This is a genomic window from Roseixanthobacter pseudopolyaromaticivorans, from assembly GCF_043195145.2.
Classification (GTDB): Bacteria; Pseudomonadota; Alphaproteobacteria; order Rhizobiales; family Xanthobacteraceae; genus NCEH01.
The window spans coordinates 2,833,524-2,858,071 of the sequence record NZ_CM195539.1 but is presented as its reverse complement, the minus strand read 5'-3'; the positions used below and the strand labels follow the sequence as shown (position 1 = coordinate 2,858,071).

General features: G+C 65.8%; 18 protein-coding genes. 6 read left to right on the top strand and 12 right to left on the bottom strand.

Annotated elements, in window-relative coordinates:
• Nucleotides 1–201: 201 nt before the first annotated feature.
• On the bottom strand, nt 202–1,089 hold the full coding sequence (locus V5F68_RS13745; RefSeq protein WP_394013101.1) for an NAD(P)-dependent oxidoreductase: 888 nt from the start codon (nt 1,087–1,089) through the stop codon (nt 202–204).
• Nucleotides 1,090–1,188: 99 nt separating this feature from the next.
• Complete coding sequence (locus tag V5F68_RS13740) at nt 1,189–2,205, bottom strand: aldo/keto reductase (RefSeq protein ID WP_394013100.1); 1,017 nt, start codon at nt 2,203–2,205, stop codon at nt 1,189–1,191.
• A gap of 115 nt (nt 2,206–2,320) precedes the next feature.
• On the opposite strand from V5F68_RS13740, the gene V5F68_RS13735 reads away from it, so the two are divergent.
• Nucleotides 2,321–3,262 carry a LysR substrate-binding domain-containing protein gene (locus V5F68_RS13735; protein ID WP_394013099.1) on the top strand — a complete coding sequence of 314 codons (942 nt, stop codon included), beginning with the start codon at nt 2,321–2,323 and terminating at the stop codon, nt 3,260–3,262.
• Nucleotides 3,263–3,341: 79 nt separating this feature from the next.
• On the opposite strand, the gene V5F68_RS13730 is transcribed toward V5F68_RS13735, so the two are convergent.
• The 3 genes from V5F68_RS13730 to wecB all read right to left on the bottom strand — a co-directional run bounded on the left by V5F68_RS13730 (nt 3,342) and on the right by wecB (nt 9,591).
• Nucleotides 3,342–5,663, bottom strand: coding sequence for a Tex family protein (locus tag V5F68_RS13730; RefSeq protein ID WP_394013098.1), 2,322 nt, complete (start codon nt 5,661–5,663; stop codon nt 3,342–3,344).
• 364 nt (nt 5,664–6,027) lie between these two features.
• Complete coding sequence (locus V5F68_RS13725; RefSeq protein ID WP_394013097.1) at nt 6,028–8,235, bottom strand: hypothetical protein; 2,208 nt, start codon at nt 8,233–8,235, stop codon at nt 6,028–6,030.
• A 222-nt stretch (nt 8,236–8,457) separates the two neighbouring features.
• Nucleotides 8,458–9,591 carry a non-hydrolyzing UDP-N-acetylglucosamine 2-epimerase gene (gene wecB / locus V5F68_RS13720; protein WP_394013476.1) on the bottom strand — a complete coding sequence of 378 codons (1,134 nt, stop codon included), beginning with the start codon at nt 9,589–9,591 and terminating at the stop codon, nt 8,458–8,460.
• 155 nt (nt 9,592–9,746) lie between these two features.
• On the opposite strand from wecB, the gene V5F68_RS13715 reads away from it, so the two are divergent.
• The 4 genes from V5F68_RS13715 (at nt 9,747) to V5F68_RS13700 (ending at nt 12,422) form a co-directional block, all read left to right on the top strand.
• Nucleotides 9,747–10,730 carry a DUF4434 domain-containing protein gene (locus V5F68_RS13715; RefSeq protein WP_394013096.1) on the top strand — a complete coding sequence of 328 codons (984 nt, stop codon included), beginning with the start codon at nt 9,747–9,749 and terminating at the stop codon, nt 10,728–10,730.
• Nucleotides 10,731–11,052: 322 nt separating this feature from the next.
• Nucleotides 11,053–11,277: an alkylphosphonate utilization protein gene (locus tag V5F68_RS13710; protein WP_394013095.1), complete on the top strand. Its 225-nt coding sequence runs from the start codon at nt 11,053–11,055 to the stop codon at nt 11,275–11,277.
• 161 nt (nt 11,278–11,438) lie between these two features.
• The gene (locus V5F68_RS13705) at nt 11,439–12,155 is read left to right on the top strand and encodes an adenosylcobinamide amidohydrolase (RefSeq protein WP_394013094.1); all 717 of its coding nucleotides are present in this window, start codon (nt 11,439–11,441) and stop codon (nt 12,153–12,155) included.
• A 21-nt stretch (nt 12,156–12,176) separates the two neighbouring features.
• Nucleotides 12,177–12,422 (top strand): hypothetical protein, encoded by a 246-nt coding sequence (locus tag V5F68_RS13700; protein WP_394013093.1) that lies wholly within the window; start codon nt 12,177–12,179, stop codon nt 12,420–12,422.
• A gap of 10 nt (nt 12,423–12,432) precedes the next feature.
• Here V5F68_RS13700 and V5F68_RS13695 read toward each other — a convergent pair whose 3' ends face one another.
• The 4 genes from V5F68_RS13695 to V5F68_RS13680 are packed head-to-tail and all read right to left on the bottom strand — an operon-like array spanning nt 12,433 to nt 18,495.
• On the bottom strand, nt 12,433–13,479 hold the full coding sequence (locus V5F68_RS13695; protein WP_394013092.1) for a two-component system response regulator: 1,047 nt from the start codon (nt 13,477–13,479) through the stop codon (nt 12,433–12,435).
• Nucleotides 13,476–14,036 carry a chemotaxis protein CheB gene (locus V5F68_RS13690; protein ID WP_348847737.1) on the bottom strand — a complete coding sequence of 187 codons (561 nt, stop codon included), beginning with the start codon at nt 14,034–14,036 and terminating at the stop codon, nt 13,476–13,478. Before V5F68_RS13690 ends, V5F68_RS13695 begins: the two co-directional genes overlap by 4 nt.
• An 8-nt stretch (nt 14,037–14,044) precedes the next feature.
• Entirely contained in the window at nt 14,045–14,884 is an 840-nt protein-coding gene (locus V5F68_RS13685) for a CheR family methyltransferase (RefSeq protein ID WP_394013091.1), read from the bottom strand.
• Nucleotides 14,881–18,495: a response regulator gene (locus tag V5F68_RS13680; protein ID WP_394013090.1), complete on the bottom strand. Its 3,615-nt coding sequence runs from the start codon at nt 18,493–18,495 to the stop codon at nt 14,881–14,883. The genes V5F68_RS13685 and V5F68_RS13680 overlap by 4 nt, the downstream gene beginning before the upstream one ends.
• A gap of 206 nt (nt 18,496–18,701) precedes the next feature.
• Here V5F68_RS13680 and V5F68_RS13675 point away from each other — a divergent pair, with 206 nt between their 5' ends.
• A complete protein-coding gene (locus V5F68_RS13675) occupies nt 18,702–19,082 on the top strand; it encodes a DUF6481 family protein (protein WP_394013089.1) in 381 nt (126 codons plus the stop codon).
• 187 nt (nt 19,083–19,269) lie between these two features.
• Here the strand turns inward: V5F68_RS13675 and V5F68_RS13670 are convergent, their stop codons facing one another.
• The 3 genes from V5F68_RS13670 to malQ all read right to left on the bottom strand — a co-directional run bounded on the left by V5F68_RS13670 (nt 19,270) and on the right by malQ (nt 24,537).
• Nucleotides 19,270–19,566, bottom strand: a complete 297-nt coding sequence (locus V5F68_RS13670) for a hypothetical protein (RefSeq protein WP_394013088.1) — start codon at nt 19,564–19,566, stop codon at nt 19,270–19,272.
• A gap of 127 nt (nt 19,567–19,693) precedes the next feature.
• On the bottom strand, nt 19,694–22,474 hold the full coding sequence (gene treY, locus V5F68_RS13665) for a malto-oligosyltrehalose synthase (RefSeq protein WP_394013087.1): 2,781 nt from the start codon (nt 22,472–22,474) through the stop codon (nt 19,694–19,696).
• Nucleotides 22,471–24,537 (bottom strand): 4-alpha-glucanotransferase, encoded by a 2,067-nt coding sequence (malQ, locus tag V5F68_RS13660; protein ID WP_394013086.1) that lies wholly within the window; start codon nt 24,535–24,537, stop codon nt 22,471–22,473. Before malQ ends, treY begins: the two co-directional genes overlap by 4 nt.
• Between the last annotated feature and the right edge of the window lie 11 nt (nt 24,538–24,548).

The window sequence follows — 24,548 nt, the reverse complement described above, 5'->3', positions numbered from 1 at the left end:
CAGATGGGTGCGCCGAACCCGCTCGGCGCACCCGTTTTCATTTCCTTTGCGTATCGCCCCACGCGCCCTCTTCCCGCTTGCGGGGGAGGGGCGGGAGGGGTGTGCGGCCGGAGCAATAGCCGCGCGCGTCCGGCCTGTGGCCGAGCCTGATCCTCTCCCGCAAGCCGAGACGGGGATCAAGCAACAGGAGATGCGATGGTCTCAGCTAGCCTTCCCCTGGCCGGAATCGCGCAGTGCGAGGCCGCCGACGGCGGACCAATCCAGATCCTCGCCCCCTTGCGCCAGCAGCGAGAGGAAGCGGTCGCGCAGAAGGCTCGCGAGCGGCAGCGGCACGCGCAGCGCTTCGCCCGCCGCGAGCGCGAGGCTCACGTCCTTCAGCCCCAGCGGCGCCGCAAACCCCGCGGGGGAGAAACGCTCTTCGGCAATGAGCGCGCCATAGGTGCGATAGACCGGCGCGCCGAACAGGGTAGAGGTGAGAAGCTCCAGATACTCGCTCTTGTCGATGCCGGCCTTGCCCACCAAGGCCATGGCTTCGCCCAGCGCCTCGATGACCGAGGCGATGAGGAAATTGCCGCTGAGCTTTACCACATTGGCGGCTTCGGGCTTTTCGGACAGCGCGAAGGTGCGCTGGCCCATGGCTTCGAACAGGGGCGCGCAGCGCGCGACCGCCTCGGGCGCACCGGCGGCCACCACGAACAGCTTCGCCGCCGCCGCCGCTTCCGGCCGGCCGAACACGGGCGCCGCCACATAATCCTGGCCGGCCTGGGCGTGCGCCTTGGCGAGGCGTTCCGACAGAGCGACGGAGATGGTGCTGTGGGAGATGTGCAGCGCGCCCTTGGGCAGGCTTTCGAGCACCGCGCCGTCGCCGAGCACCACGTGCTCCACCGCCTTGTCGTCGGCGAGCATGGTCAGCACCGCTTCGCCCTGGCAGGCTTCCGCGATGCTCGCGGCCCGCACGGCGCCGGCCGCCACCAGCGCATCGGCCTTGCCCGGCGAACGATTATAGACGCTGACCGCATGGCCGGCCTTGAGCAGGTTCGCGGCCATGGCTTCGCCCATGCGGCCGAGCCCGATGAAACCGATTTTCATGACATTGGTCCCTTGCATCCCACCTGCCGCGCGGGGCGCGGCCAGGTCCCTTCCACGATCCCCGGCCGCGCGGCGTGCGCGGCCGGCAGGGCGCTCGCCTCAGGCGGGGCGCACCGGGCCGGTGCCGGCGCCGGTCGCCTCGATGGCGGCTGCGATGGTTTCGAGATCGGCGGCGGTCAGTTCGAGGCGCGCGGCGTCGAGCCAGCCGTCCACCTGGGCCGGGCTGCGCGCGCCGACGATGGCGCCGGTGACGCCGGGCCACGCGAGCGTCCAGGCCACCGCCACGGCGGCAACGCTGGTCCTGTGCGCGTCCGCGATGGGTTTCAGCGCATCGGCCAGCTTGAGGTTGCGGGTGAGATTTTCGCCCGTGTACTCGGGATTGCGCGAGCGCCAGTCGTCCTTCGGCAGAGCGGCGGCGCGTTCCACCGTGAAGCGGCCGCTCAGCAGGCCGGACTGCATGGGGCTGTAGACGATGACGCCCGTGTCGTGCGCTGCGCACCAGGGCAGCTCGGCCTTCGCCACGTCGCGGCGGATGGCGGAGAAGGGCGGCTGGAGCGTGTCCACATGGCCGAGCGCCTCGGCCCGCGCCAATTGCGCGGCATTGTGGTTCGAAAGGCCGACGGCGCGCACCTTGCCCTGCGCCTTCAGGTCCAGCAGGGCCTGCCAATAGATCTCGATCTCGGTGCCGTCCTGGGCCGGCCAGTGCATCTGATAGAGGTCGATGCGCTCCACGCCGAGGCGCTTCAGGGAGGCTTCCACCTCGCGCTTGATGCTGTCCGGCGCGCCGATGCGCTTGGGCAAAGCGGCGCGGTCTGCCTCGTCCCAGATCAGGCCGCACTTGGTGAAGACATAGGGCCGGTCGGCGGCCGGAATGTCCTTCAGCGCCGCGCGGACGATCTCCTCGGAATGGCCGAGGCCGTAGACGGCGGCGGTGTCGATCCAGTTGATGCCGCGCTCCACCGCATGGCGGATGGCCGCGACAGATTCGCTGTCGTCCTGGCTGCCCCAGCCCACCGCCCAGTCCGGGCCGCCGATGGCCCAGGCGCCGAAGCCGACGCGGGTGATGTCCATGCCGGTGCGGCCGAAGGGACGGGTGGGCAGGCTTGTCTTTGGCATGATGCGCTCCATTGGCAGGCAGACGGTGTGTGCGTAGATGGGTCGCGTCGTTCAATCATTCCAATGGATTTTTGAGATGCGATATATCTGTTGGATCGCTTAATCGGGACCCGCCATGGAATTGCGCCAGCTTCAGCACTTCATCGCCGTGGCCGAGGAAGGCCATTTTACCCGCGCGGCGGGGCGCGTGAACATCGTTCAGTCCGCCTTGTCGGCCTCGATCCGCGCCCTGGAAGGGGAATTGGGCGCGCAACTCTTCGTGAGGAGCACGCGCCAGGTGCGCCTGACGGCGGCCGGCAGCGTGCTGCTGGACAAGGCGCGGCTGATCCTGGAGGCGGTGGGCGCGGCGCGCGCGGCGGTCGTCGAAGTGCAGAGCCTCCAACGCGGCAAGCTCTCCGTCGGCACCATGCAGAGCCTGCCGCCGTTTCTGGACCTGCCGGCGCTGCTCGCCCGCTTCCACGCCCAGCATCCCGCCATCGAGATCCGCCTCACCCAGGGCGGCGCCGACCATATGCTCGACTGCCTGCGCGAGGGGCGGCTCGACCTTGCCTTCTTCCCGCTCGGCGAGGATGCGGGCGATGTGGTCACGCGCATGATCGCGTGCGAGGAAATGGTGCTCGCCTGCGGGCCCGGCCACCCGCTCGCGGGGCGGGCGGATGTGCAGCCTTTGGAACTGGCGCGGGTGCCGTTCGTGGATTTCGAACGCGGCTGGGGCACCCGGCGGCAGGTGGACCAGATCTTCGCCCAGGCCAATATCCAGCGGCGCATCGCCTTCGAGGTAAACGAGCTCGGCACGCTGCTGGATCTGGTGGCGCAGGGGCTCGGCGTGGCGCTGGTGCCGGAGGCGATCGCCCGCGGGCATCACCCCGCCGTCGGGATCGCCCATCTGGCGGGGCCGGAAATCTGCTGGGAACTGGTGGTCGCCCATGTGGGGACGCCCGGCCAGGCCCATGCCAATCCGGCGGCGCACGCCTTCCTCGATCTGCTCGGCGCCTCCGGCGACGGTTCCGCGCCGTGCGAACCGCGCCCGGTGCCGGCTCTCGCGACTGCGTCCTGAGGTTTTATGCTCCCTCTCCCGCTTGCGGGGGAGGGGATGAAGGCCCCGCGCAAGCGGGAGGGGGAAAAAGCGTGTGTGCTTATTTCTGCCGGCGCATCGCCTCGGCCAAGGCGGCGGCGAGGGCGCCTTCCGCGGGCTTGGCGGACTTGGGGGGCTGCTGGGTGGCACGGCGCACGTCGGCCGGCGAGGCGCTGGATTGCGGCGGGCGCGGGCCGGAGGGGCGGGCGGCGCCGTCGTCCTTGCGCATGGTGAGGGCGATGCGCTTGCGCTTCACATCCACCTCCACCACCCGCACCTTCACCACGTCGCCGGCTTTGACCACCTCGTGCGGGTCCTTCACGAACCGGTCGGCGAGCGCCGAGACGTGCACCAGCCCGTCCTGGTGGACGCCGATGTCCACGAACGCGCCGAAGGCGGCCACATTGGTCACCACGCCTTCCAGCAGCATGCCGGGCACGAGGTCCTTCATGTCGTTGACGCCGTCCGCGAAGGTGGCGGTCTTGAATTCCGGGCGCGGGTCGCGGGCCGGCTTCTCCAGCTCGGCGAGAATGTCCTTCACGGTCGGCAGACCGAAGCGCTCGTCCACGAACACCTTGGGATCGAGCGCTTTGAGCGCCGCGCTATCGCCCATGAGTGAACGCACGTCGCGCCCGCAAGAGGCGATAATCTTCTTTGCCAGCCCATAGGCCTCGGGATGCACCGAGGAAGCATCCAGCGGCTCGGTGCCGTTGGTGATGCGCAGGAACCCGGCCGAAAGCTCGAACGTGCGCGGGCCGAGCCGCGCCACGTCCAGCAATTGCTTGCGGCTCTTGAACGCGCCCACCGCGTTCCGGTGCGCGACGATGGCTTCGGCGAGCGAGGTGCCGAGCCCTGAGATGCGCGCCAGCAGGGACGGGGAGGCGGTGTTGAGATCGACGCCGACCGCGTTCACCGCGTCTTCCACCACCGCGTCCAGGGCCTTGGCGAGGCGGCTCTGGTCCACGTCGTGCTGGTATTGGCCGACCCCGATGGATTTCGGCTCGATCTTCACCAGTTCCGCCAGCGGGTCCTGCAGGCGGCGGGCGATGGAGACCGCGCCGCGCAGCGAGACGTCCACATCCGGCATCTCGGCGGCGGCCGTGGCCGAGGCGGAATAGACCGAGGCGCCGGCCTCGCTCACCACCACCGTCTTGGGCTTCGGCGCGGGCAAAGCGGAAATCACGTCGGCGGCCAGCTTCTCGGTCTCGCGGCTCGCCGTGCCGTTGCCGATGGCGATCAGCTCCACATTATGCTTGCGGATGAGGTGGGCCAGTTCCGCGCTGGCGCCGGTAATGTCGTTGCGCGGCTGGAACGGATAGACGGTGGAGGTGGCGATCAGCTTGCCGGTCTGGTCCACCACCGCCACCTTCACGCCGGTGCGGATCCCGGGGTCGAGCCCCATGGTGGCGCGCGCGCCGGCCGGGGCGGCGAGCAGCAAATCCTTCAGGTTGCGGGCGAACACGCGGATCGCCTCTTCCTCCGCCCGCTCGGTCATGGAGGTCATGAGATCGATGGAGAGATGCAGCGAAAGCTTCACCCGCCAGGCCCAGCGCGCCACATCGCGCAGGAAGGCATCGCCCGGCCCGCCGGCGGCGGAAATGCCGTAAGCTTGCGCGATCATGCGCTCCACCGGCTTGACGGGGGCGGGATCGTCCGCATCCACGTCGAGGTCGAGCGAAAGCACCTCTTCGTTGCGCCCGCGCAGCATGGCGAGCGCCCGGTGGCTCGGCACAGTGGCCCAGCGCTCGGAATGGTCGAAATAATCGCGGAACTTGGCGCCCGCCTCCTCCTTGCCGTCGATCACCTTGGCGCGCAGCACCGCATTGGCCTGCATATGGGCGCGCAGGCGGCCGATGAGCTCGGCATTTTCGGCGAAGGTCTCCACCAATATGTCGCGCGCGCCATCCAGCGCCGCCTTGGTGTCGGGCACGTCGGCGCTCAGGAAGCGCGCCGCAAGCTCGGCGGGAACGCTGGCGCGGTCGGCGAGGATCGCCTCCGCCAGAGGCCCGAGGCCGCGCTCGCGGGCGATTTCCGCCTTGGTGCGGCGCTTGGTCTTGTAGGGGAGGTAGAGGTCCTCCAGCTCCGCCTTGGTGGCGGCGGCGGCGATCTTCGCCGACAGCTCATCGGTGAGCTTGCCCTGGGCGGAGATGGATTTCAGCACGCTCTCGCGCCGCTGCTCCAGCTCGCGCAGATAGGAGAGGCGCTCTTCCAGCGTGCGCAGTTGGGTGTCGTCGAGGCCGCCCGTGGCCTCCTTGCGATAGCGCGCGATGAAGGGAACGGTCGCGCCTTCGTCCAGCAGCCCAACCGCCGCGTTCACCTGCGCGGGCCGCGCCGCGATCTCGCGGGCGATGATCTGGGCGATCTGGTCGGAGGTGGCGGCCATGGGGTCTCCTGCGGCGCTTTTCGGGGGCGCCCTTGTGGGCTGATTCTGAACTGCACGCCAAATCGGGCCGGCCTATGGTCGCAGAGCCGAGCCGTCTTGCGAAGCGGGCGGGACGGGGCGCGGCGGAGCCTGCGGCGGATTCATGTTGGGCGAATATTCGGCAGAAAAGCAGGTTTCATCAGCCGGAAAGGCGCGGAGAACCTTCACGAAACCACTGTTCGTCCGCGCTAAGTCATTGTTTCACGTGAAACATTTCTACAAGGCAGCGGGCCCTGGGGCAACGCCGGCGCGAAATCTTCCGCCCACGAAAAAGGGCGCGGCCCCCGTGTGGCCGCGCCCTCGACGATCTACGGATGGCGCACGCCTAGTTGCGCGGCGGGCGATGGCGGCGCACCCAGCGGGCGCGCAAAATCAGGAAGATGAACATCAGGATGGAAATCACCGCCAGGACGGTGCCCCAATTGCTGGCGATGCGCAGCACCCGGCCGAGCGTATCGGTGCGCTCGCCCACCTCCTGGGTGATCGGCGTGCGGGTATCGAGCTGGACGATCGGGCCGTCGGAGGTCAGCACCGTGAGATCGCCGCGGCCGAACTGGAACGGCCGGTCGAGGTCCGGCGCGTCGGTGCCGAGGGTGCGATACATGATGCCCCGCTGGCCGTTGGCGGCCACCGCTTGGGCCACGCCCGCGCCGGTGACGCCGCTGACATTGAGCAGCACCTCGCTCGGACGCTCCCGTAGGATCAGCCGGTCATCGGCGATGGTCACCTTGCTGGCGGCGCCGGCCACATTGGTATCGAGGGCGAGGAAAGTGCCTTCCGGCCGCACTTCCGTGTCGTTGGCCACCACCGTGAGCTTGGCGCGCTCCGGCGAGATGCCGGCGGCGGCGGCGATCGCGACCATCTGCGGCAGGCGCGACGCACCGGCCTGCAGATAGGACTGGGGCACGAAAATCTCGGCCTTTTCAGCCAGATACGGCACGATGCCGACGAAATCCTCGGTCTTCGGCGCCGGCTCCAGCATGACGCGGCTGGAGGGCAGCACCGCCACCGGGAAGGATTGCGGCGTCTCGCGGCACCGGTCGCTCATGGGCTGGCGCTGGAACGAGACGCGCAGCACGTTGCGGGCGGTCAGCGCATAGTCAGGAACCGCCACCTTGATGGTTTCCGGCTGGCCGTTGGCCGTCAGGTTGCGGGCGCCGAGCAGATAGTCGTTGAGGAAGACCGAGGCGATGGGCGCGGTATCCCCGGCGCCGGGGGCGGCCGAGACGTCCACCGCGAAGGACGAGGGCACGCGCCCGCCGGTGACGACGGTGGCAAGGTCGAAGCCGGCGCTCCAGTCGCCGCGCGCCAGCACGTCGAACGAGCCGGGGGTTCCGCCAAGACGCGACAGCGGCACTTCGGCGGCGTTGACCAGGTCTGGGCTCGCGGCCGTGACAGCTCGCACCCGTGGCACCACCAGCATCCGCCGCCACAGATCGGCCAGGATGCCCGCCGCGGGCGCGCCGGCATTGGCGGCCACGGTGATCACCGGCCGCCCGGCCAGCATGGCGAGGCTGACGTTCTGGTCCGCGCCCGGTTCTGAAACCGCAGCGCGCGCGTTGGTCCACTTGTCGTAGATCTCCGTCGCACTCGGGCTTGCGGTGCGGATCTGGTCCCGCAGGGCCGCAAGGGCGTTGGAGACCGCGCCGGAGAGATTTTCGTCCACGATCGCGATGTCGGCACCGATGGCGCCGGGGCCGCTCACCACCAGCAGCGCGCCGATCTCCGCCTCGTTGGCGATGCGGTGCTTGTCCTTGCCGGAGATGGCGGCGAAGGCCGGCACGCCGGCAAAGCCCGGTGGCACCTCGAGGGCGGTCAGGTCCACCTCGTCGCCCACCTGGGGCAAGGACACCATGCGGGCCCGCCGGCCCGCCCGCTCCAGCACGCTGGCGATGCGCCAGGCGGCGTCGAAGGCGTTGCGAGAGAGCGGGGCCGGCGGCATCAGCAGGATCGGATGCGGCGGCAGGGCGCTCCAGGCGGTGGTGATGTCGGTCACCGCATTGCGGTCGTAGGTGTAGGTGAGGCGGGTATCGGGGCCGATCTCGAAGATGTTGCCGATGGCGCGTTCGTCCGCGCACAATTGCTCGGCCACCACGGAGGCCCAGGCCACGTTGAGATCGAGGAAGCCGGTGCGCCGGGCATTGGTCGCCACCGGGATTTCAAACAGCACCGCGCTTTTCTCGCCCTTCACCTGCTGGGCCACTTGGGGCGTGCCGTCGATTGAGACGAGATAGGTCGTGCGCCCGCCGTCGCCGCGCAGATAGCGGCCCTGGAAATTCAGCCGGGCGCTGTTCAGCGGCAGGTTGGCCGGAACCGGAAAGAACACGGAGCGGCGCGCGTCCAGCCCCGAGAGGCCGATGGGCTGGAGGATGCCGAGATCGGCAAGGGTCAGGGAAACCGTGACGGCGCCGTCCCCGGCGACACGCTGCATGGCATAGGCGACCGGGTCGGCCGGCAGGGGTGTCAGCGCCGCCGGGGCGCTATCCTGCGCCAGGGCCGGTAGGCCAAGGGCCGAGACGCCGCATAAGGGCATGGCCAGAGCCAGGACAAACCTCCAGGCCCTCGTCGCGAGGTATCCCTTTGCGCCTCGTCCCCCCATTCCTGCGTCCCTCACCCTAATCGCCACGCACGCGCTTGCACACGTGTTACCTAATTGCCGCCTCTCGGTCACCAAAGTGATAACACACCGCCGTTTCAGCGATAGTCCTTGCAATAAATCGCCCCTGCGGTGGAAGAAACCCCGCCGCTTGGAGGGTCACGCAGCGAAAGTCGAGGTGGGACGGCCGCACAGCGTATCGACGATGCGCCCGGCCGCCTTGCCATCGCCATAGGGGTTCAGGCGTTGCGCGAACTGGGCGTAATGGGCCGGATCGTCCAGCAGCCGCGCCACTGCCGAAACGATACGGGTCGCATCGGTGCCCACCAGTTCCACCGTGCCGGCGATCACGGCTTCCGGCCGCTCGGTGACGTCGCGCATCACCAGCACCGGCTTGCCGAGGGAAGGCGCTTCCTCCTGCACGCCGCCGGAATCCGTCAGCACCAGGGTGGCGCGGCGCATGAGGTATAGGAAGGGCACGTAATCGAGCGGGGCAATGAGGTGAATGTTCGGGCAATCGCCCAGCCGCTCCATCACCGGGTCGCGCACGTTGGGGTTCAGGTGGACGGGGTAGACGATGTCCACGTCGCCTCGCCCGTCAAGGCGCGCCAGGGCATCGCAGATGGCGATGAAGCCCGCGCCGAAATTCTCGCGCCGATGGCCGGTGACAAGGACAAGCCGGCGCGCGGTGCCGATGTTCGCAAATCGCGCCTCCAGCCCCTGACGCAGGACGGCATCGGAATCGATGCGCGCCAGGGTCAGGAACAGGGCGTCGATGCCGGTATTGCCGGTGATGGTGACATTTCCCTGCACATGCTCGGAGGCGAGATTGGCAGCGGCGGTGGGGGTGGGTGCGAAGAGCTGGTCGCACAGGCGATCCACGACCTGCCGGTTCATCTCCTCGGGCCATGGCCGGGTGAGGTCATAGGTGCGCAGGCCGGCTTCAACATGCCCCACCTTGATGCCCCGGTTGAATGCCGCCAGCGCGGCAGCAAGCGCCGTGGTGGTATCTCCATGAACCAGCACGCGATCGGGCCGGGCCTCCTCCAGCACCGCGTCGAGCTTTGACATCACGCGAGCACACAGGGCGTTCAGCGTCTGGTCTGGCTCCATCACGTCGAGATCGTAATCAGGGGAGATGCGGAACAGGCCCAGCACCTGGTCGAGCATGGCGCGGTGCTGCCCGGTGACGCAGACAAGCGAAGTCAGCGTCGGTTCCGCTGCCATGGCGGAGACAAGGGGCGCCATCTTGATGGCTTCCGGCCGGGTTCCGAAAACGCTCAATATCCGCATCTTCTGCCTTACGTTCTCGAACTCGGTCGGCGGATCGGGGCGGAAGGCCGTGTCAGACACGTCGCATACCGCTACAAGGAAGCGAAGGTCGAACTCACATTTCTGCTGGAAATGGTCGGTACCGCTCCAGCCCCGAGGCGCAGAACGCAATTCGCATGAAAAAGACTACTCAATTCTTTACGCGCCGTACGGCATTATATGTGCTGCTCGGCGGAGCGGCGATCCCGCTGGTCTCTTCCGCTTTGCTTTTGCGGAAGGCGCCCACGCGTCTTGATGGCAGTTTCCTACAAATCTGGAAAGACGATCTCAAGCTCTCCCAAACGCAATGGGCCGAGAGGGTAGCTACACTGCGCGCATTGCAATGCCATGACGTGGTTCTGCAATGGACGAGCTTCGGTGAGGAATACCGAATGTCCGATGAAAGCGTGCTCGCTTTCATGGATCTCGCATATGCAGCAGGCTTAAGCGTCACCGTAGGACTGCCTTACGATCATCGCTATTGGAAAGTGCTGATGGGCCAGGAGCAAATCAGCCTTCCCGCATTCATGTCAGAAATGGCCGAGGCCGGGGCTCGTTTTATTTCAAGTACGACGTATTCGGCGCACCCGGCCTTCGCCGGATGGTATGTGCCTTATGAGATAGATCAATATAGCTGGAGAAAAGCGGAAGATCGGCGGCATCTGAAAAGCTATCTTCTGCGGCTGCGTGACACTTTGGGTACGAAAGGGGCTCCCCTCTCCATCTCGACTTTCTTTAGTCAACTGGAGGGAGCAGGCTACCTCACTGACGTATGGTCCGACGTGCTGGACGCCGGTGCGATCCGCCTGATGGTGCAGGACGGCGTCGGTATCTACGGCATGGTCAATTACGAGCGGCTTGCTCCCTTGTTCGCGCTCCTGAAGCAGCGGAAGGCCGAATTCGATCTGGTTCTGGAAGTTTTCAGCCAGGTGCCGGGCGAGCGGCCGGAGGACATGCGGCTTGTTCCGGCTGGGTTTGAGCGGGTGCAGGCGCAGCTTGAGGCCGCAGCGCGGATCGCGCCTGCGCGTATCCTCGCTTTCGCGGTCTATCCCTACATGGCCGGTGCGGACCCGAAGGCCCAGGCGCTTGGCGCGGCCTATGAGCGCACGGTGTTGGGCTGACGTCCTTGATGTCGATATCGCTCGGGCGCTCGACAGATTAAGAATGATTTAATACTTTAGGCTGTGTCGCTTTTTCAGATGACCTCATTGCTGCGGGAAAGTTTTTTATTAGTTGGCTTTGGAGTTTGCCTAAAGCCCCACGACTTGCTGAGAATCGTCGAGGTTTCTTGCCGCGCGCACGAGGTGCGGGGCATTCCGGTGCACCGCGGTTTCTGGTGCTTCGCACCCGCATCGCCCCTTGCTCCGGCACGCAAATTGGAAGAGACCGCTTGCGGGCGGTTTTAGCGCGCGCTTTCGCGCGCGGCGCCCGTGAGGGTGTGGCATGAGCGATGAACTGGTGGTCAAGGACAGCAACGGCACGCGCCTGAAGGATGGCGACAGCGTTCACGTCATCAAGGACCTGAAAGTGAAGGGCTCGTCCTCGGTGCTGAAGCGCGGCACGTTGATCAAGAACATCCGCCTGACCGACAATGCCGAGGAAATCGAGTGCCATGCGGAAAAGATCAAGGATCTGGTGCTGAAAACCTGTTTCCTGAAGAAAGCCTGACGCGCGGTGCGACCGGGCTCTTCCGCAAGGGCGGTCTTGTGCTTAGAATCCCAGCATGATTCTGCATAATTTCGCCGCCCGGCATTGGATCCTCGTCGCGATCATCCTGGTCGTCTGTGTCATGGCCTATCTGATGAGCTTCGCATGAGGCCGCGTGCCGCATGAGCCTGCCGGCTGATTGTGCGCCCGGTGATCTCGCCGCAGCGCGCGCTTTCACAATTGCCTGCGCGCGACCGTGGCTGGTGGCTCGGTTCGCCGCGCCCCGGCGCATGGTGAGCTGGTCACTCAACCGGCCGGGTTTCGTGGATGCGCATGAGGTCGCCTGGCTGGAAGTGCGCAATGCCGACCTGACGCCGGGCCTTGATCCCGCGCGCTGGTTTGCGGATCGCCTTGCCGAAGCGGGGCATGCAAATGCGGTGGGCATGATGACCGCCCGCAATGTCGCCTGCCATCATCACGCATGCGCCAGTGTGGACGGGGTGCAGGCGGAATGCCTCATTACGCTTGGCCTCAATAATGGCGAGCGGATCGGCCAGCGGGTCACGACGCCCTGGGTCGGCCCGGGGACCATCAACATTCTGTGTGATGTCTCGGTGCCCCTGCACGATGCCGCACTTCTGGAAGCGGCAAGCCTCGTTACGCAGGCTCGCACGGTGGCGATAATTGGTGCAGGATACCGGCGGGCAGGGATGCGCGAGAGCGTAACCGGGACGGGGACCGATTGCGTGGTCCTCAGTTCGCCGCCCGGGCGCTCTTCCGAACGGTTCGCGGGTATGCACACTGCCGTGGGCGAGGCCGTGGGCGCGGCGATTCTTCGAGCGATGGATGCCGCCCTGAACCAATGGCTTGCGCAGAACAGCGTGACCACGGACGCTTGAAGCGATCATGGGAGTTTTGAGATGACGGCAGCAATGAAGGGCTCTTCGTCCCGCGCGCAAGCCGAGAAGACATTTGAAAAGTTGCAGGGGCGCCCGGCGGAGCCGGAAGCGAACGCGCCCGAATATGAGAAAGACGCCGACGCCGCCCGTGCCAAGATGGCCAAGCTGAAGGCCCTGCGAGAAGCCCGTGAGGCCGCCGAGGCGGCCCAGCGCAGCACCATCCGCGAAAAGGCCCGCCGAACCGTGCGCGCCAAGGAACAGGCGTGAACTGGATTCTCTATTGAGAAGCCGGCGTCGCGCTGTCCTGTGGTAAATCGAGAAGGTTGATGCTCGCCATGGCGACGCCGCGCTTTCCGGCCTGCTTCACCTGATACATCGCCCGATCCGCCGAGCGCATCAGATCAATGCCGGTCATGCTGTGGTCCGGGTAAAGGGCGACGCCGATGCTGGCGCTCACTTCCACCGTCACGGTCGCCTCATGGTCCGCCAGGAGATAGGGTTGCTGGAGCGCCGCGCAGAGGCGGTTGGCCTGAGAGAGCGCGACTTCCGCGTCTGCGATGCCGTCCATGATGACGGCGAATTCATCGCCGCTGAGGCGGGCGGCGATATCCTCCCGGCGCACCCCGTTGCGCAGCCGGTCGGCGATGGCGCAGAGCAGGCGGTCGCCCACCCCATGGCCATAGCTGTCGTTCACCCCCTTGAACCCGTCGATGTCGAGATAGAGCAAAGCAAACTGCGCGTGCCGCATGGCCGCCTGGGCGAGTGCGCGATCCAGCCGGTCTAGGAAGAGAATGCGATTGCCGAGGCCCGTCAGCGCATCGTGGGTCGCCATGTGGCGGACCTGTTTTTCGACGCGCCGACGCTCGTCTATTTCTTCTTCCAGCTGCCGGTTGCGCTGTGCCAGTTCGTTCAAGGCCGCCTTAAGCTTGAGCTTGCTGACATGCAGATCAAGGAACACCGTCACCTTAGATAGAAGGATGGCATCGTTGATCGGCTTGGCGATGTAATCGACCGCGCCGAACGTGTAGCCCTTCAGGCGATTGATGTCGTCGAGATAGGTCGCGGTGACGAACACGACCGGAATGTCGCAGGTCGTCGGGTCGTTGCTGAGATGGGATGCGACCTCGAAGCCGTCCATGTCCGGCATCTGAACGTCGAGCAGGATCAGCGCGAACGTATGCTCCAGGCACAGCGCCAGGGCCTCATTGCCCGAATGGGCCTCGAAAATATCCGCCCGGACCGAATAGAGCAGGTGGCGCATGGCCACCAAATTGGCGGTCACGTCATCGACGACGAGGATCTTCGGGCGGGCGATATCGTTCATGTCCGGCACATCCGGTTGAGTGCGGCGACGAGCTCAGGCAGCGGGGCACAAAGGTCGGCGCCAGCCATATCGAGGGCGGCTTGCGGCATGATGGGAACGTCCGCGTCGGCAGGATCCTGTATGAAAGCTGCTCCGCCGGCTTGCCGAATACGCTTCATCCCGGCGGCGCCGTCGGCATTGGCCCCTGTGAGCAGCACGCCGACGAGGTTCGCGCCATAGGCGTCGGCCGCGCTTTCGAACAGCACGTCGATCGATGGGCGGGAGAAGCAGATGCGCTTATCCACAGATAAGGAGAAGTGGCGATCCCGTTCAATCAGAAGGTGGTAGCCAGGTGGGGCGACATATGCATGCCCAGGCTCGATGCTGATGCGCTCCCGCGCCGTTGTCACCGGCCACTTGCCGGCGCCATCCAGCAAAGGCGACATCAGATCCTCCGCGTCCGCGCCGACATGAACCACTATGATGACGGCGACATGAATATCTGCATGTAAGCCCGCCATGATCACCTTCAGCGCAGCGGGACCTCCCGCCGACGCGCCGATCACTATGGCCTCCATCGCTCCCCTCAATAGCCCGGTTTCAAGCGATACAGCTGCGCCGCAGCATTTACAATTTGGAAGCGCTCGCGCGCAGGTGAGAATTCCAGATTTTCGCGCGCGCCGAGACATAGAAAGCCGGAGCGCACGAGGCTGTCCGCAAACATTTCTATTGCTCGATTTTGCAGGGGATTGGTGAAATAGATCAGGACATTCCGGCACAGGATAAGGTGTGCTTCGCAAAACACCCCGTCGGTCACGAGATTATGTTCGGCGAAAGTGATGTTGCGCATAAGTTGTGAATCAACTTTCGAAAACTCATAGCGCGAATGAAAATAATCCGACAAGCTATGTGTGCCACCCGCGTTCCGATACCTTTCAGCGGAGTCCCGCACGTCGCGCGTGGGGAAGATCCCAGCTGCCGCGCGGCTGAGCGAGTCCGGTGAAATGTCGGTGGCGTAGATCCGTGTGCGGTCGTAGAGACCGGCCTCGGTGAGCAGGATGGCGAGGCTATAGACTTCCTCCCCTCGCGCGCAGCCCGCCTGCCAGATGTTCACTTGAGGATAGGACACCAGGGCGGGGAAGACCTCGCGGCACAGGCAGGCGAAGCTTCCCGGATCCCGGAAGAATTCGGACACCGGCACCGACAGGCCCGAGATCGCCTCCGGCAGGCGGGTAGCGTCATGCAGCAAGGTGTCGGTCAGCTGTCCGATGGTGCCGGAACCGAAGGTCGTGACAAGATTGCGGATTCTCCGGGTCAGCGACGCCCGGTTATATTCGCGGAAGTCATATCCATAGCGTCGACGCAGCGCCTCGACGAACAGATCGACCTCGATGGCCTCGACTTCTTCGACACGCTCGGCATTCATGACGGTGTCAGCCAGATGCGGATCATCGACAGCAGCTTCGGCACGTCGATGGGCTTGGAGAGATAATCGCTGGCGCCCGCGGCGATGCATTTCTCCCGGTCGCCGGTCATCGCCTTCGCGGTCAGGGCGATGATGGGCAGCTTGGTAAAGGCCGGATTCTTGCGGATCTCGCCCATGGCTTCATAGCCGTCCATCACGGGCATCATGATGTCCATCAGCACGATTTCCGTGTCCGGATGGTCGGCGAGCTGCGTCAATGCTTTGGCGCCGTCGGAGGCGAGGATCACGTTGAGCCCCTTGCCGCGCAGCACCTTGGAGAGGGCGAAGATGTTGCGCATGTCGTCGTCCACGAGCAGCAGCTTGCGGCCGGCAAGATCGCCGTCGGGTTCGGCGGGGATCGCGCTCGGCGCATGGTGCACGCTGTGCAGGAAAAGGCTCACCTCATCCAGCAGCCGCTCGGGTGAGCGGGCGCCCTTGATGACGATGCTGTCGGTATAAGCCCGCAGCCGCAAGCTCTCCTCGGGCGTCAAATCGCGGGCGGAATAGATCACGACAGGTACGATGCTGCCGCGCGCGGCCAGCTCTTCCACCAACTGGAAGCCGGACATGCCCGGCAGGCCGAGATCGAGCACGATGCAATCCACCTCATGCTGCTCGAGGAAGGTCAGCGCGGCCTCGGCGGATTCGGCTTCGCGAACCTCGATGCCGGCGCTGGCGACCAGCTTGCGCACCGAAAAGCGCGCTGCCGAGTCATCATCCACAACCAGCACCTGCCGCTGCCGGTCGGCGGCGAAATGCATGAGCCGATCCAGCGCGCCGTTGAGGTCTGTCTGGTTGACCGGCTTGGTGAGGAAGCCGACGGCGCCAGCTTCGCGCGCGCGGGGAGCCTCTTCCAGCGCCGAAACGAAATGAACCGGAATGTGACGGGTGGCCGGGTCCTTCTTCAAGGTCTCGATCACCTGCCAGCCGTCCATGCCGGGCAGCATGACATCCAGCAAGATGCCGGAAGGATTGTAGGTCCGTGCGAAGGCCAGCCCGGTTTCTCCGTCTCCGGCGGCAACGACCCGATATCCCTTGCGCCGCACGATGCCCATCAACGAGCGGCAGAAGGCGGCATCGTCCTCGACAATCAGCACTACCTTGTCGCCGGCTGCGATCACGTTGCGGTCGTCGGCGAGAAACGGCTGGTTGCGTGGCGTATAAGCCGGCCGCTCGGGCGCGCCGACGATCGCTGGGCCGGCGGGCATCGCGGGTTTGGGAGTGCTGGCCTCGCGCGCTGCGGCGGCCTGGCCCTCGGCATCGGCGGCAACGGGCAGGGTCAGGCGGAACGTGCTGCCGGCTCCCTCTGTGCTGCGGACTGTGACATCGCCCCCCAGCAGGACCGCGAGACGGCGGGAAATGGCGAGGCCGAGGCCAGTGCCGCCATATTGCCGGCGGGTGCTGGCGTCGACCTGCTCGAATGCCTCGAAGATGGTGTCGAGCTTATGGGGCGGAATGCCGATGCCGGAATCAGTGACTTCAATCGCCACCCCGCCGCCGGGCAGATCCGCGCAAGGCGTGAATTTCACGCTCACGCTGCCGTTGGCGGTAAATTTGAAGGCATTGCCAAGCAGGTTGTTGGTGATCTGTTCAAGCTTGCCGTCGTCGGTGACGATGACAGGGGGGATGTCGGGCGCCAACTCGATGGTGAATGCAACGCCCTTCTCGTCGGCCATGTGGCGGAAGTTGCGCTCCATCCGGTGGGCGAAATCGGCCAGACGGAGCGGCTCGCGTACCACTTCCATCTTGCCGGCCTCGACCTTGGAAAGATCGAGAATTTCGTTGATGAGCCGCAGCAGGTTGGCGCCACTGTCGTGAATGATGGAGACCGCCTCGATCTGGTCCTCGTCCAGATTGCCGCTGCGGTTTTCGGACAGGTCGTGCGCGAGGATCAGCAGGGAATTCAGCGGCGTGCGCAGCTCATGCGACATGTTGGCCAGGAATTGCGACTTGTATTGATTGGCGCGCGCCAGATCGTCCGCCTTGGTCTGGGTTTCTTCCTGAAGTTTGGCGAGGTGCGCCTTTTGCTTTTCGAGCGCCTCGGCATTGTGGCGCAACACATCATTGGCCTGCTGCAATTCCTGCGCCTGGACCCGCAGCTCCTCTTCGGAGGCGACGAGGCGCTGGGACTGATCGTGCAATTGTTCGTTGGTGGTGCGCAATTCTTCCTGCTGGCTGCGCAATTCCTCCTCGGCGGCCCGCAGTTCGGCGGTCTGCTCCTGGGTCTGCTTCAGGAGGGCGAGGGTGCGGCGGGCCCGCATCAGATTATCGAGGCTGACCGCTGCGAGCGGCGCCAGTTCCTCCACGAGCGCGAGGCACCGGCCTTCCAAGGCCTCGAAGGTGGCAAGCTCCAGCACGCCCAGCAATTGGTCCTTGGAGACGATGGGCAACACGATCACCGCACGCGGCGAGGCCTCGCCCGTGCCGGAGTGAATGCGCACATAATCTTCCGGCACGGGGCTGAGGACGATGGTGCTGCGCTCCAGCGCGCACTGACCCACCAGGCCTTCGCCGAGGCGATATTCGGGACTGACGTGGCGGCGTTCCTTATAGCCATAGCTGCCGCGAAGCTCGAGTAAGCCGGTGTCCGGATCGAAGCTGTAGAACACGCCGACGCCGGCACCGACCAATCCCGAAAGTTCCCGCACCATGGTCTGCGCGAACTCCCGCGACTCATTGGTCTCCTGCAGCTTGCGCGAAATGTTGGCGAGTTCCGTCTTGACCCAATTGTTGTTGTACGTCTCGATCGCCATGCCCTTGAAGACCTGAAGGGCCCGGCTGATGGTTCCGACCTCGTCACGGCGGTCGAGATTCGTGACGATGATTGAATGATCGTGGGCGGCGAGGCGCTCCATAAGCTGCGCCACGTGTCGAAGGGGGGCCGACACCAGGCGCGACATCATGAAGATGGCCCCCGCAGCCATGCAGAGCGCGGCCAGGAGGGCTGAAAGATTGATGATCCCCAGCAACCGCTCACCATTCTCAAGGTCGTCCTGTGCGGCTTCCAAGCGGGCGGAGGAGGTTGCCAGCATCTGGTCGAGCCCGGTCGCGATGGCTCGGCTGCCGACCTCGGTAACTTCAGTCGACAGGAAGCTTCCGAGCGCAGCGTTCAGGTCCTCACCGGGCTGGGCTGAGCCGAAGGAGCGCGAGACGATAGCCACCACGGGACCCGCCACCTGCTCTTTCCAGGAGGCGTTAAGGAGGCGTACGCGCTCGAACTGGCCGATGAGGACCGCGTCCTTGCCTGCCAGCTTCTTCACCTGCTCCAGCTGTTCGCTGAATGCCTCGTCGGTGGTGTTGTAATGCCGGAGATTGAGCTCGCTGGGCGAGAAGGCGGCGCGCATCAGCGCGATCTGACGGCGATTGATGGCCCGGGCGCTGGCGTTGACCGCCTTGATGAAGTCGCTCAGCTGTTCAGCGCTGGCCCGCTGCTCATCGATGCGCCACACGGTCATGCGGGTCACGCCGAGCGAGACCAGGAAGCACGTCAGCAGCAGGGCTATGATGCCGACGATTTTACTTTGGACGGACAGATTTTGAAGCCATCCGCTTTTTGATTGCGCCCCGCCCATGGGCTCCCCCTGCACACCATCCCAATGGTGAAATACATAGAGGCAATTGATGAATTTTCATATTCGGGCCTTCGGCGCCGGGCCTGCGCCGACATCGGATTCGGACAATTCGCGGATAAATTGCCGTGCCGGCTTCGCGTCGTGCTGCGCAGGTGGCGTTTTGCCTATATGAGGGAGGCGTTGGACCGCAAGACGATGGATGGGACATGAAGGGTGTGAAGAAGGCCGGGTTGAACGATCGGTTGGAGGCGCAGGCGAAGGCGCGCGCCGCAATGCTTGAGAAGTTCGCTGCCCGTGCGAAGGAAGACGACCCCGAAGCGGTGGCGCGACGCGCGGCCCGCGCGGAGCAGGCTGCGGCCCGTGCGACCCGCGCCGCGGAGCGCGAGCGGGAGCAGGCGGCGCGTGCCGAACAGGAGGCACGTGAAAAGGAACTGCGTGAGGCCGAGCGCATTCGCTCCGAAGCGGAAGCCGCAGCGGAAGCTGAACGCCTGAAGGCGGAAGCGGAAGCGGAGGAAGAGCGTCTGCGTGCCGAACAGAAGGCGGCCCGCGATGCGCGCTATGCGGCGCGAAAGGCCAAGAAGCGCTGAGGCGCTGGAAGAAAGACTGTCGCGCCGAGCGGGGAAGCTCGCCCGCCTTCAACAAAACGACACGAGAGCTCGTGTTCAGGAGGCCCTCTCGGAGGGCCTCCCTCGGCACGCTTTTCTACGCCTGAGCTTTGCGGATGCCCGAAAGGCACCCACTCCCTCAGCGGGAACTGAGCGGCATCCCCCTGCATCAAGGCTTGGTTGATCCGGGAGGACATACCTCCTCAGGCGACGCATCATCGGCGCCCCGCTTTACCGTTTGTGAGGGAGGATCGCTTGCGGGAAAGCTCTCCTCCAGCGCCTCATCGAGCGCATCGGACTCCGCACGGCATTCCTCCTCTGCCGTTTTCTTCGCGGCGGCGGCTTCTGGCCCGGTGATGCCGCCAGGACGTGTGGCGGCCGGTGGATCGCTCGCCGGGAAGCTGTCCTCGAGCGCTTGATCGAGAACCTCTTCGGCCCCCGGGCCCGAGCCGCCTTGCTTACCCATGTTCGCCTCCATCGCTCGCCAATGTCGCGCCTTAGAGATGCTAACCTAGACACATCTTCCGGCGACACGGAAACCCGCGCCTCGCGGTTACGCTCAAGCACAACGCGAGACGCATATTTTTGGTTCCTCAAGGCGCCGCGAGCAACACCGCAACCGGCATGCGCTCGAGAAGCGTCGCGAGAGGTGTCGTCTCGGCAAGCGAGAACGCGCGCCCGCTTGCGAGGTCAGAATACGTGCCTGCAAGCTGCGCCGGCAATTGCAGATCGGTTTCTTGAAGCGCTTCATTCGGGACCAGCGGACGCTCGGAAGTCCCCAGAAGTCCGGCGCACAAACGGTTCGCGACCATCACCAGGGTCAGCTCCCCATGCTGGCGCGCGAAGGCGATCGCCTGATTGGTGGCGGGACCAGCCACGTCCAGCGGCAAATAGCTGCCCTTCAAAAACAGGTCCGGATGGGCCGCCCGCGCGCGCAGCAGGGTCGCGATCAGGCTCTGCTTCACCCGTCCGTCCCGCCAGTGAGGCAGGCAGGCGGCCGGCGATTCGAGCCGCCCGAGGGCAGTCGCACGGGCGCGGTAATCGACCGGCCGCCGGTTGTCGGGGTCGACCAGGCTGAAATCCCAGAATTCTGTTCCCTGATAGAGGTCCGGTACGCCTGGGACGGTATATTTGAGAGCGATTTGGGCAAGGCCGTTGAGCGCGCCGGCAGGCGCGAGGCGCTGCACGATCGCGGCCAGCGAAGCCCGCACCGCCTTGCCCCGTCCGTCGGTCAGGATCAGGCGCAGAAAGTTATCGCATCCCGCCTCATAGTCGGTGTTAGGAAACACCCAGTTGGTATGGCGCTTCGCTTCCCGCAACGCCTTGATCTGCCAGGAGGCCATGCGTTCCAGCAGGCCGTGCAGGCGCCCGCCATCCTCGGGACCGAGATCGAGCGGCCACGCGCCGATCAACGCCTGATAGAGCATCACTTCATCCACCGGGCTAGGCTCGGGAAGGGGCGCCAAGGCCTCGCGCAGCGGCAGCGCCGCCGCCTGGAGATCGGCCAGCGCCAGGGACCATTCCTGCGGGATTTCGCTCAGCACCGCGAGGCGCATGCGGCTGTCCTCGCCGCGCTTGTGGTCGTGCGTGGCGGTGGCGAGCATGGCGTCGGGGAAGTGCGTGCCGCGCGCCTGCGCCAGCTCGTGGAAGGCCCGAACCGGCAAAGCGAGTTGGCCGGGATCTGAGCCCACTTCGTTGCGCGAGAGCAGGCGGCCGTAGCGGTAGAAGACCGTATCCTCCACGGCTTTGGCGGCGATCGGCGCGGTGAGCTGCTGGAATTTGGCGATAGCATAGGCGCGGGTGCCCGCCTGCTCCATGTCGCCACCGAGCGCACGGGGCGCTTCCCCGCCGAGCCAGCGGTCCAGAAGATCGAGGACGGGATGATCGATGGGCGCGAGGCGCCGCCGCGCCTGGGTGAGAGCTTGTGAAAAATAGGTCCAATCCTGGGCCGAACGCCCGCTCGCATCGGCATAGGTGCGATAGACCGGAAACGCCACTACCAGCTCCCTGAGGGACCGCCGGATGGAGGCGAGGGTGATGTCGCGCGTATCGAGGTCCTGCTGGGCCACTTCGTGCAGGGCGCGTGCGGCGGTATCCATTTCGGTCCCGAAGCCCTCGCGCAGGATCTGGCGCCGGGCCGCTTCCATCTGGGCGGCATAGGTGCCGGAATCCTGCGCGGCTTGGCTCCACACCTTTTCCAGCGCATCGTCGGAACTGCCGTCGTGCAGCACCGCCGAAACCTCGTCCATGAAGTCGTATCCGGTGGTCCCGTCCATCCGCCAGGAGGCGGGCATCGCCTCGCCCGTATGGAGGATCTTCTCGACGATCACATAGCCTCCGGCGGGCGTGTCATGCGGTCGTTGAGCCTCCAGCGCGTCGAGCTTGCGCTTCAGCTGCCGACAATAGGCTCCGGGATCGGCGATGCCGTCCACATGATCGATGCGCAGACCGTCGATCAGGCCGTCAGCGTAAAGCTGGAACACCAGAGCATGGACGATCTCGAACACCTCGCCCCGCTCAACCTTCACGCCTGCCAGCCCGGTGATATCGAAGAAACGGCGCCAGTTGAGCTCGTCGTTCGCCACGCGCCACCAGGCGAGGCGAAAATTCTGTTTTTCCAGCAGTGCGTGCAGCCGCGCCTGACCGGCTTCCGTGGTGGAATCGAACGCTTCGAGCGCGGCGGCGACGATCTGTGGACCTTCACGCGTCAAAGCAAGCGCGAGACGCTCCTTCGTGGCCTGGACGTCGCGTTTCGGAGCCACGGGATCGGCCAACGTTGCGAGATCGACATCGAGCACGCTCTGCGGTTCAGCGCCCGAGGCGCTGAGTACGTCACCATAGGTGCGGGGGCACACGGGGAAGACGTGGTCGTGGTGGCGAAAATGGAAGGTCCCGCGCGCGCTGTCGTGGGCGAGGCGGATCGCTCCGGCCTTCAACGCCTCGCCATAGGACCGGTCCAGGAAGGGCGCCACGACCTTTCCCTTGAACCGCGTGTCCGGCGGGCTCCAGTCGATATCGAAGAAGTCGCGATATGTGCTCTCGAGGCCCCATTCGAGGACGTCGAGCCACACCGGGTTGTCGGCACCTCCCACCCCCATATGGTTGGGTACGATATCGAGGATCAGCCCCATCCCGCGGGCCCGCAGCGCCGCCACCAGCCGGCGCAGGGCAGCTTCCCCACCCAATTCGGGGTCGAGCGTGCCGTGGTCCACGGTGTCATAGCCGTGGCGCGATCCCGGCCGTGAGGTCAGCAGCGGGGAGGAATAAATGTGGCTGATGCCAAGATCGGCGAAATAATCCACAAGCGGGATCGCCGCATCGAGGGGAAAATCGCGGTGGAACTGGAGGCGCACGGTGGCGCGGGGCGCTGTCATGCTTTGGTCCTCGCGCGGTCGAGTAAACTGAGGCGCCGCTGGACAGCCGGGTCTTCCAGCACGTGCGCGGCCTGAACCGCGAGACGCCGGCGCCAGTTGGGATGTTCCTCAACGGTTCCGGGCAGGTTGGGCTGCTCCGGCAGGGCAAGCGCATCCTCCATCGGCACCACCACGAGCGGACTCGGCGTTTCCGCGAGGAACTGAAAAGCAGCGTCCAAAACGGCCTCGCCCTGTTCGGCGGCGGGCAGCCCGTTGTCGCCGATGGCGGCCCACAGATGCGCCCTGTCGTCGTTGCGGCCGATGCGCTCGGCCTCCTCGCTATTGCCTTCCGCAAGCAGGCCCGCCGGGCTGCGCCAGTCGATGTCGCGCCCGCTCCACCAACCGGTGACCGTCGGAAGATCATGGGTGCCCGTGACGGCGATGGCGTCGGGTGAATATTCGCCTGATCCCTTGAAGTGCGGGCCCTCGCGCTCAAACCACAGCACCCGCATGCCGAGAATGCCGCGCGAGGCCAGACGCTCGCGGAATCCCTCGGGGACCGTGCCGAGATCCTCTCCGATGACAATGGCGCGGCGGCGATGGGATTCCAGCGTGACGAGGCGGGCGAGATCGTCGAACGGATAGGCGAGGTAGGCGCCGTCCGCCGGCGGCGCGCCATCGGGGATCATCCAGAGGCGCGACAGCCCCATGATATGATCGATGCGCACGCCGCCCGCGTGCGCCATGGCCGCGCGGAGCATGTCGAGGAAGCTCGCAAAGCCGCTGGCGGCAAAGGCGCGCGGCGAGAAGGCGGTGAGCCCCCACGTCTGGCCGATCGAGTTCAAGAGGTCCGGCGGCGCACCCACGGAGCAGCCGATGAGCATCTCCGCCTGCCGACTCCATGCTTGGCTCCCGCCTCCGTCCGCCCCGACCGCCAGATCGGAGATGAGCCCCACAGGCATGCCAGAAGAACGGGCGGAGTCCTGCGCCTGCGCCAGTCCCTTGTCGGCAACCCATTGCAGGAAGGCGTGGAAGCTCACCTCCTGCGCGTGGCGGCGCGCGAAGCCGGCGACTGCGGCGCCGCGAGGATCGCGGAACCCTTCCGGCCAGCCGCGCCAGTGCCATTGTCCGCGTCCGTCGCCAAACTGACGTTGGTGCAGTGCCTCGAACACCGCATGGTCGGCCAGATTCTGCCCCCCCGCCGCGCGAAACGCCTCGAACTCGGCCATCAGGGCCGGTTCGCGCGGCATTCCTGTCTCGAACAGGTGGCGCAGGAGGTTAATCTTGGCCGTGCCGGCCTTATCCCATTGCACCAGCTCGGACGCTTCAAGGGAGGTGCGCAAGGGCCCGAGATCCAGGGCCGCCACGGCCGCGTCAACCGCCGGGCCGCCGAAGATCAGCGCCGGGTCGGCATAAAGGGGATTAAGGAACAGCCGGCTCGAGGGCGAATAAGGGCTGTAATGGGCGGGATCGGCGGCGAACGGCGCGTGAACCGGGCTCAACACCAAGGCCGAGGCACCGGCATTGGCCGCCTTGACCGACAATTGTGCGAGGGCGGAGAAATCGCCGATGCCGCCGTCGCCGTCACGACGCAAAGCGTAGAGTTGCACCGCGAGGCCCCACAGACGGGGGTCTTCTCGTCCCGCCGCATCGGCGAGGGCAAATGCGCGGGCAGGGGCGACCGCGAGGGTCGTATGCGTATTCCCCAGCTCCAGCCGGTGGTAGCCCGGCAACTCGATGGCTGGCAGGACGATGGCGCCATCGTTCACGTCTGCCTCGCCTTCCACCAGGCCGCCGCCTTCGAGCGTCACGCGATACCGCATGCGCAGCGCGCCATTGGCGACGGGAACGCGAATGGTGCTGCCAGCATCCAACGTCATCAGGGGCGGAAGACCATCCACCGTACCGCCGCGCAGGCGCATGCGGCTGTCAGCAATGTCGCTGGGGGTTTCCGCGGGGAGATCGAGCGCCCGCAGCAGGGCGCGCAAAACCTCGTGTGGCACCGCCTGTGGCCTGCCGAAGGCGTCGGTCCAGAAAGGTGAGAGTCCGGCAAGCCGGGCAAGATCAAGCAGAGCATCGTCCATGGGAAACGGCC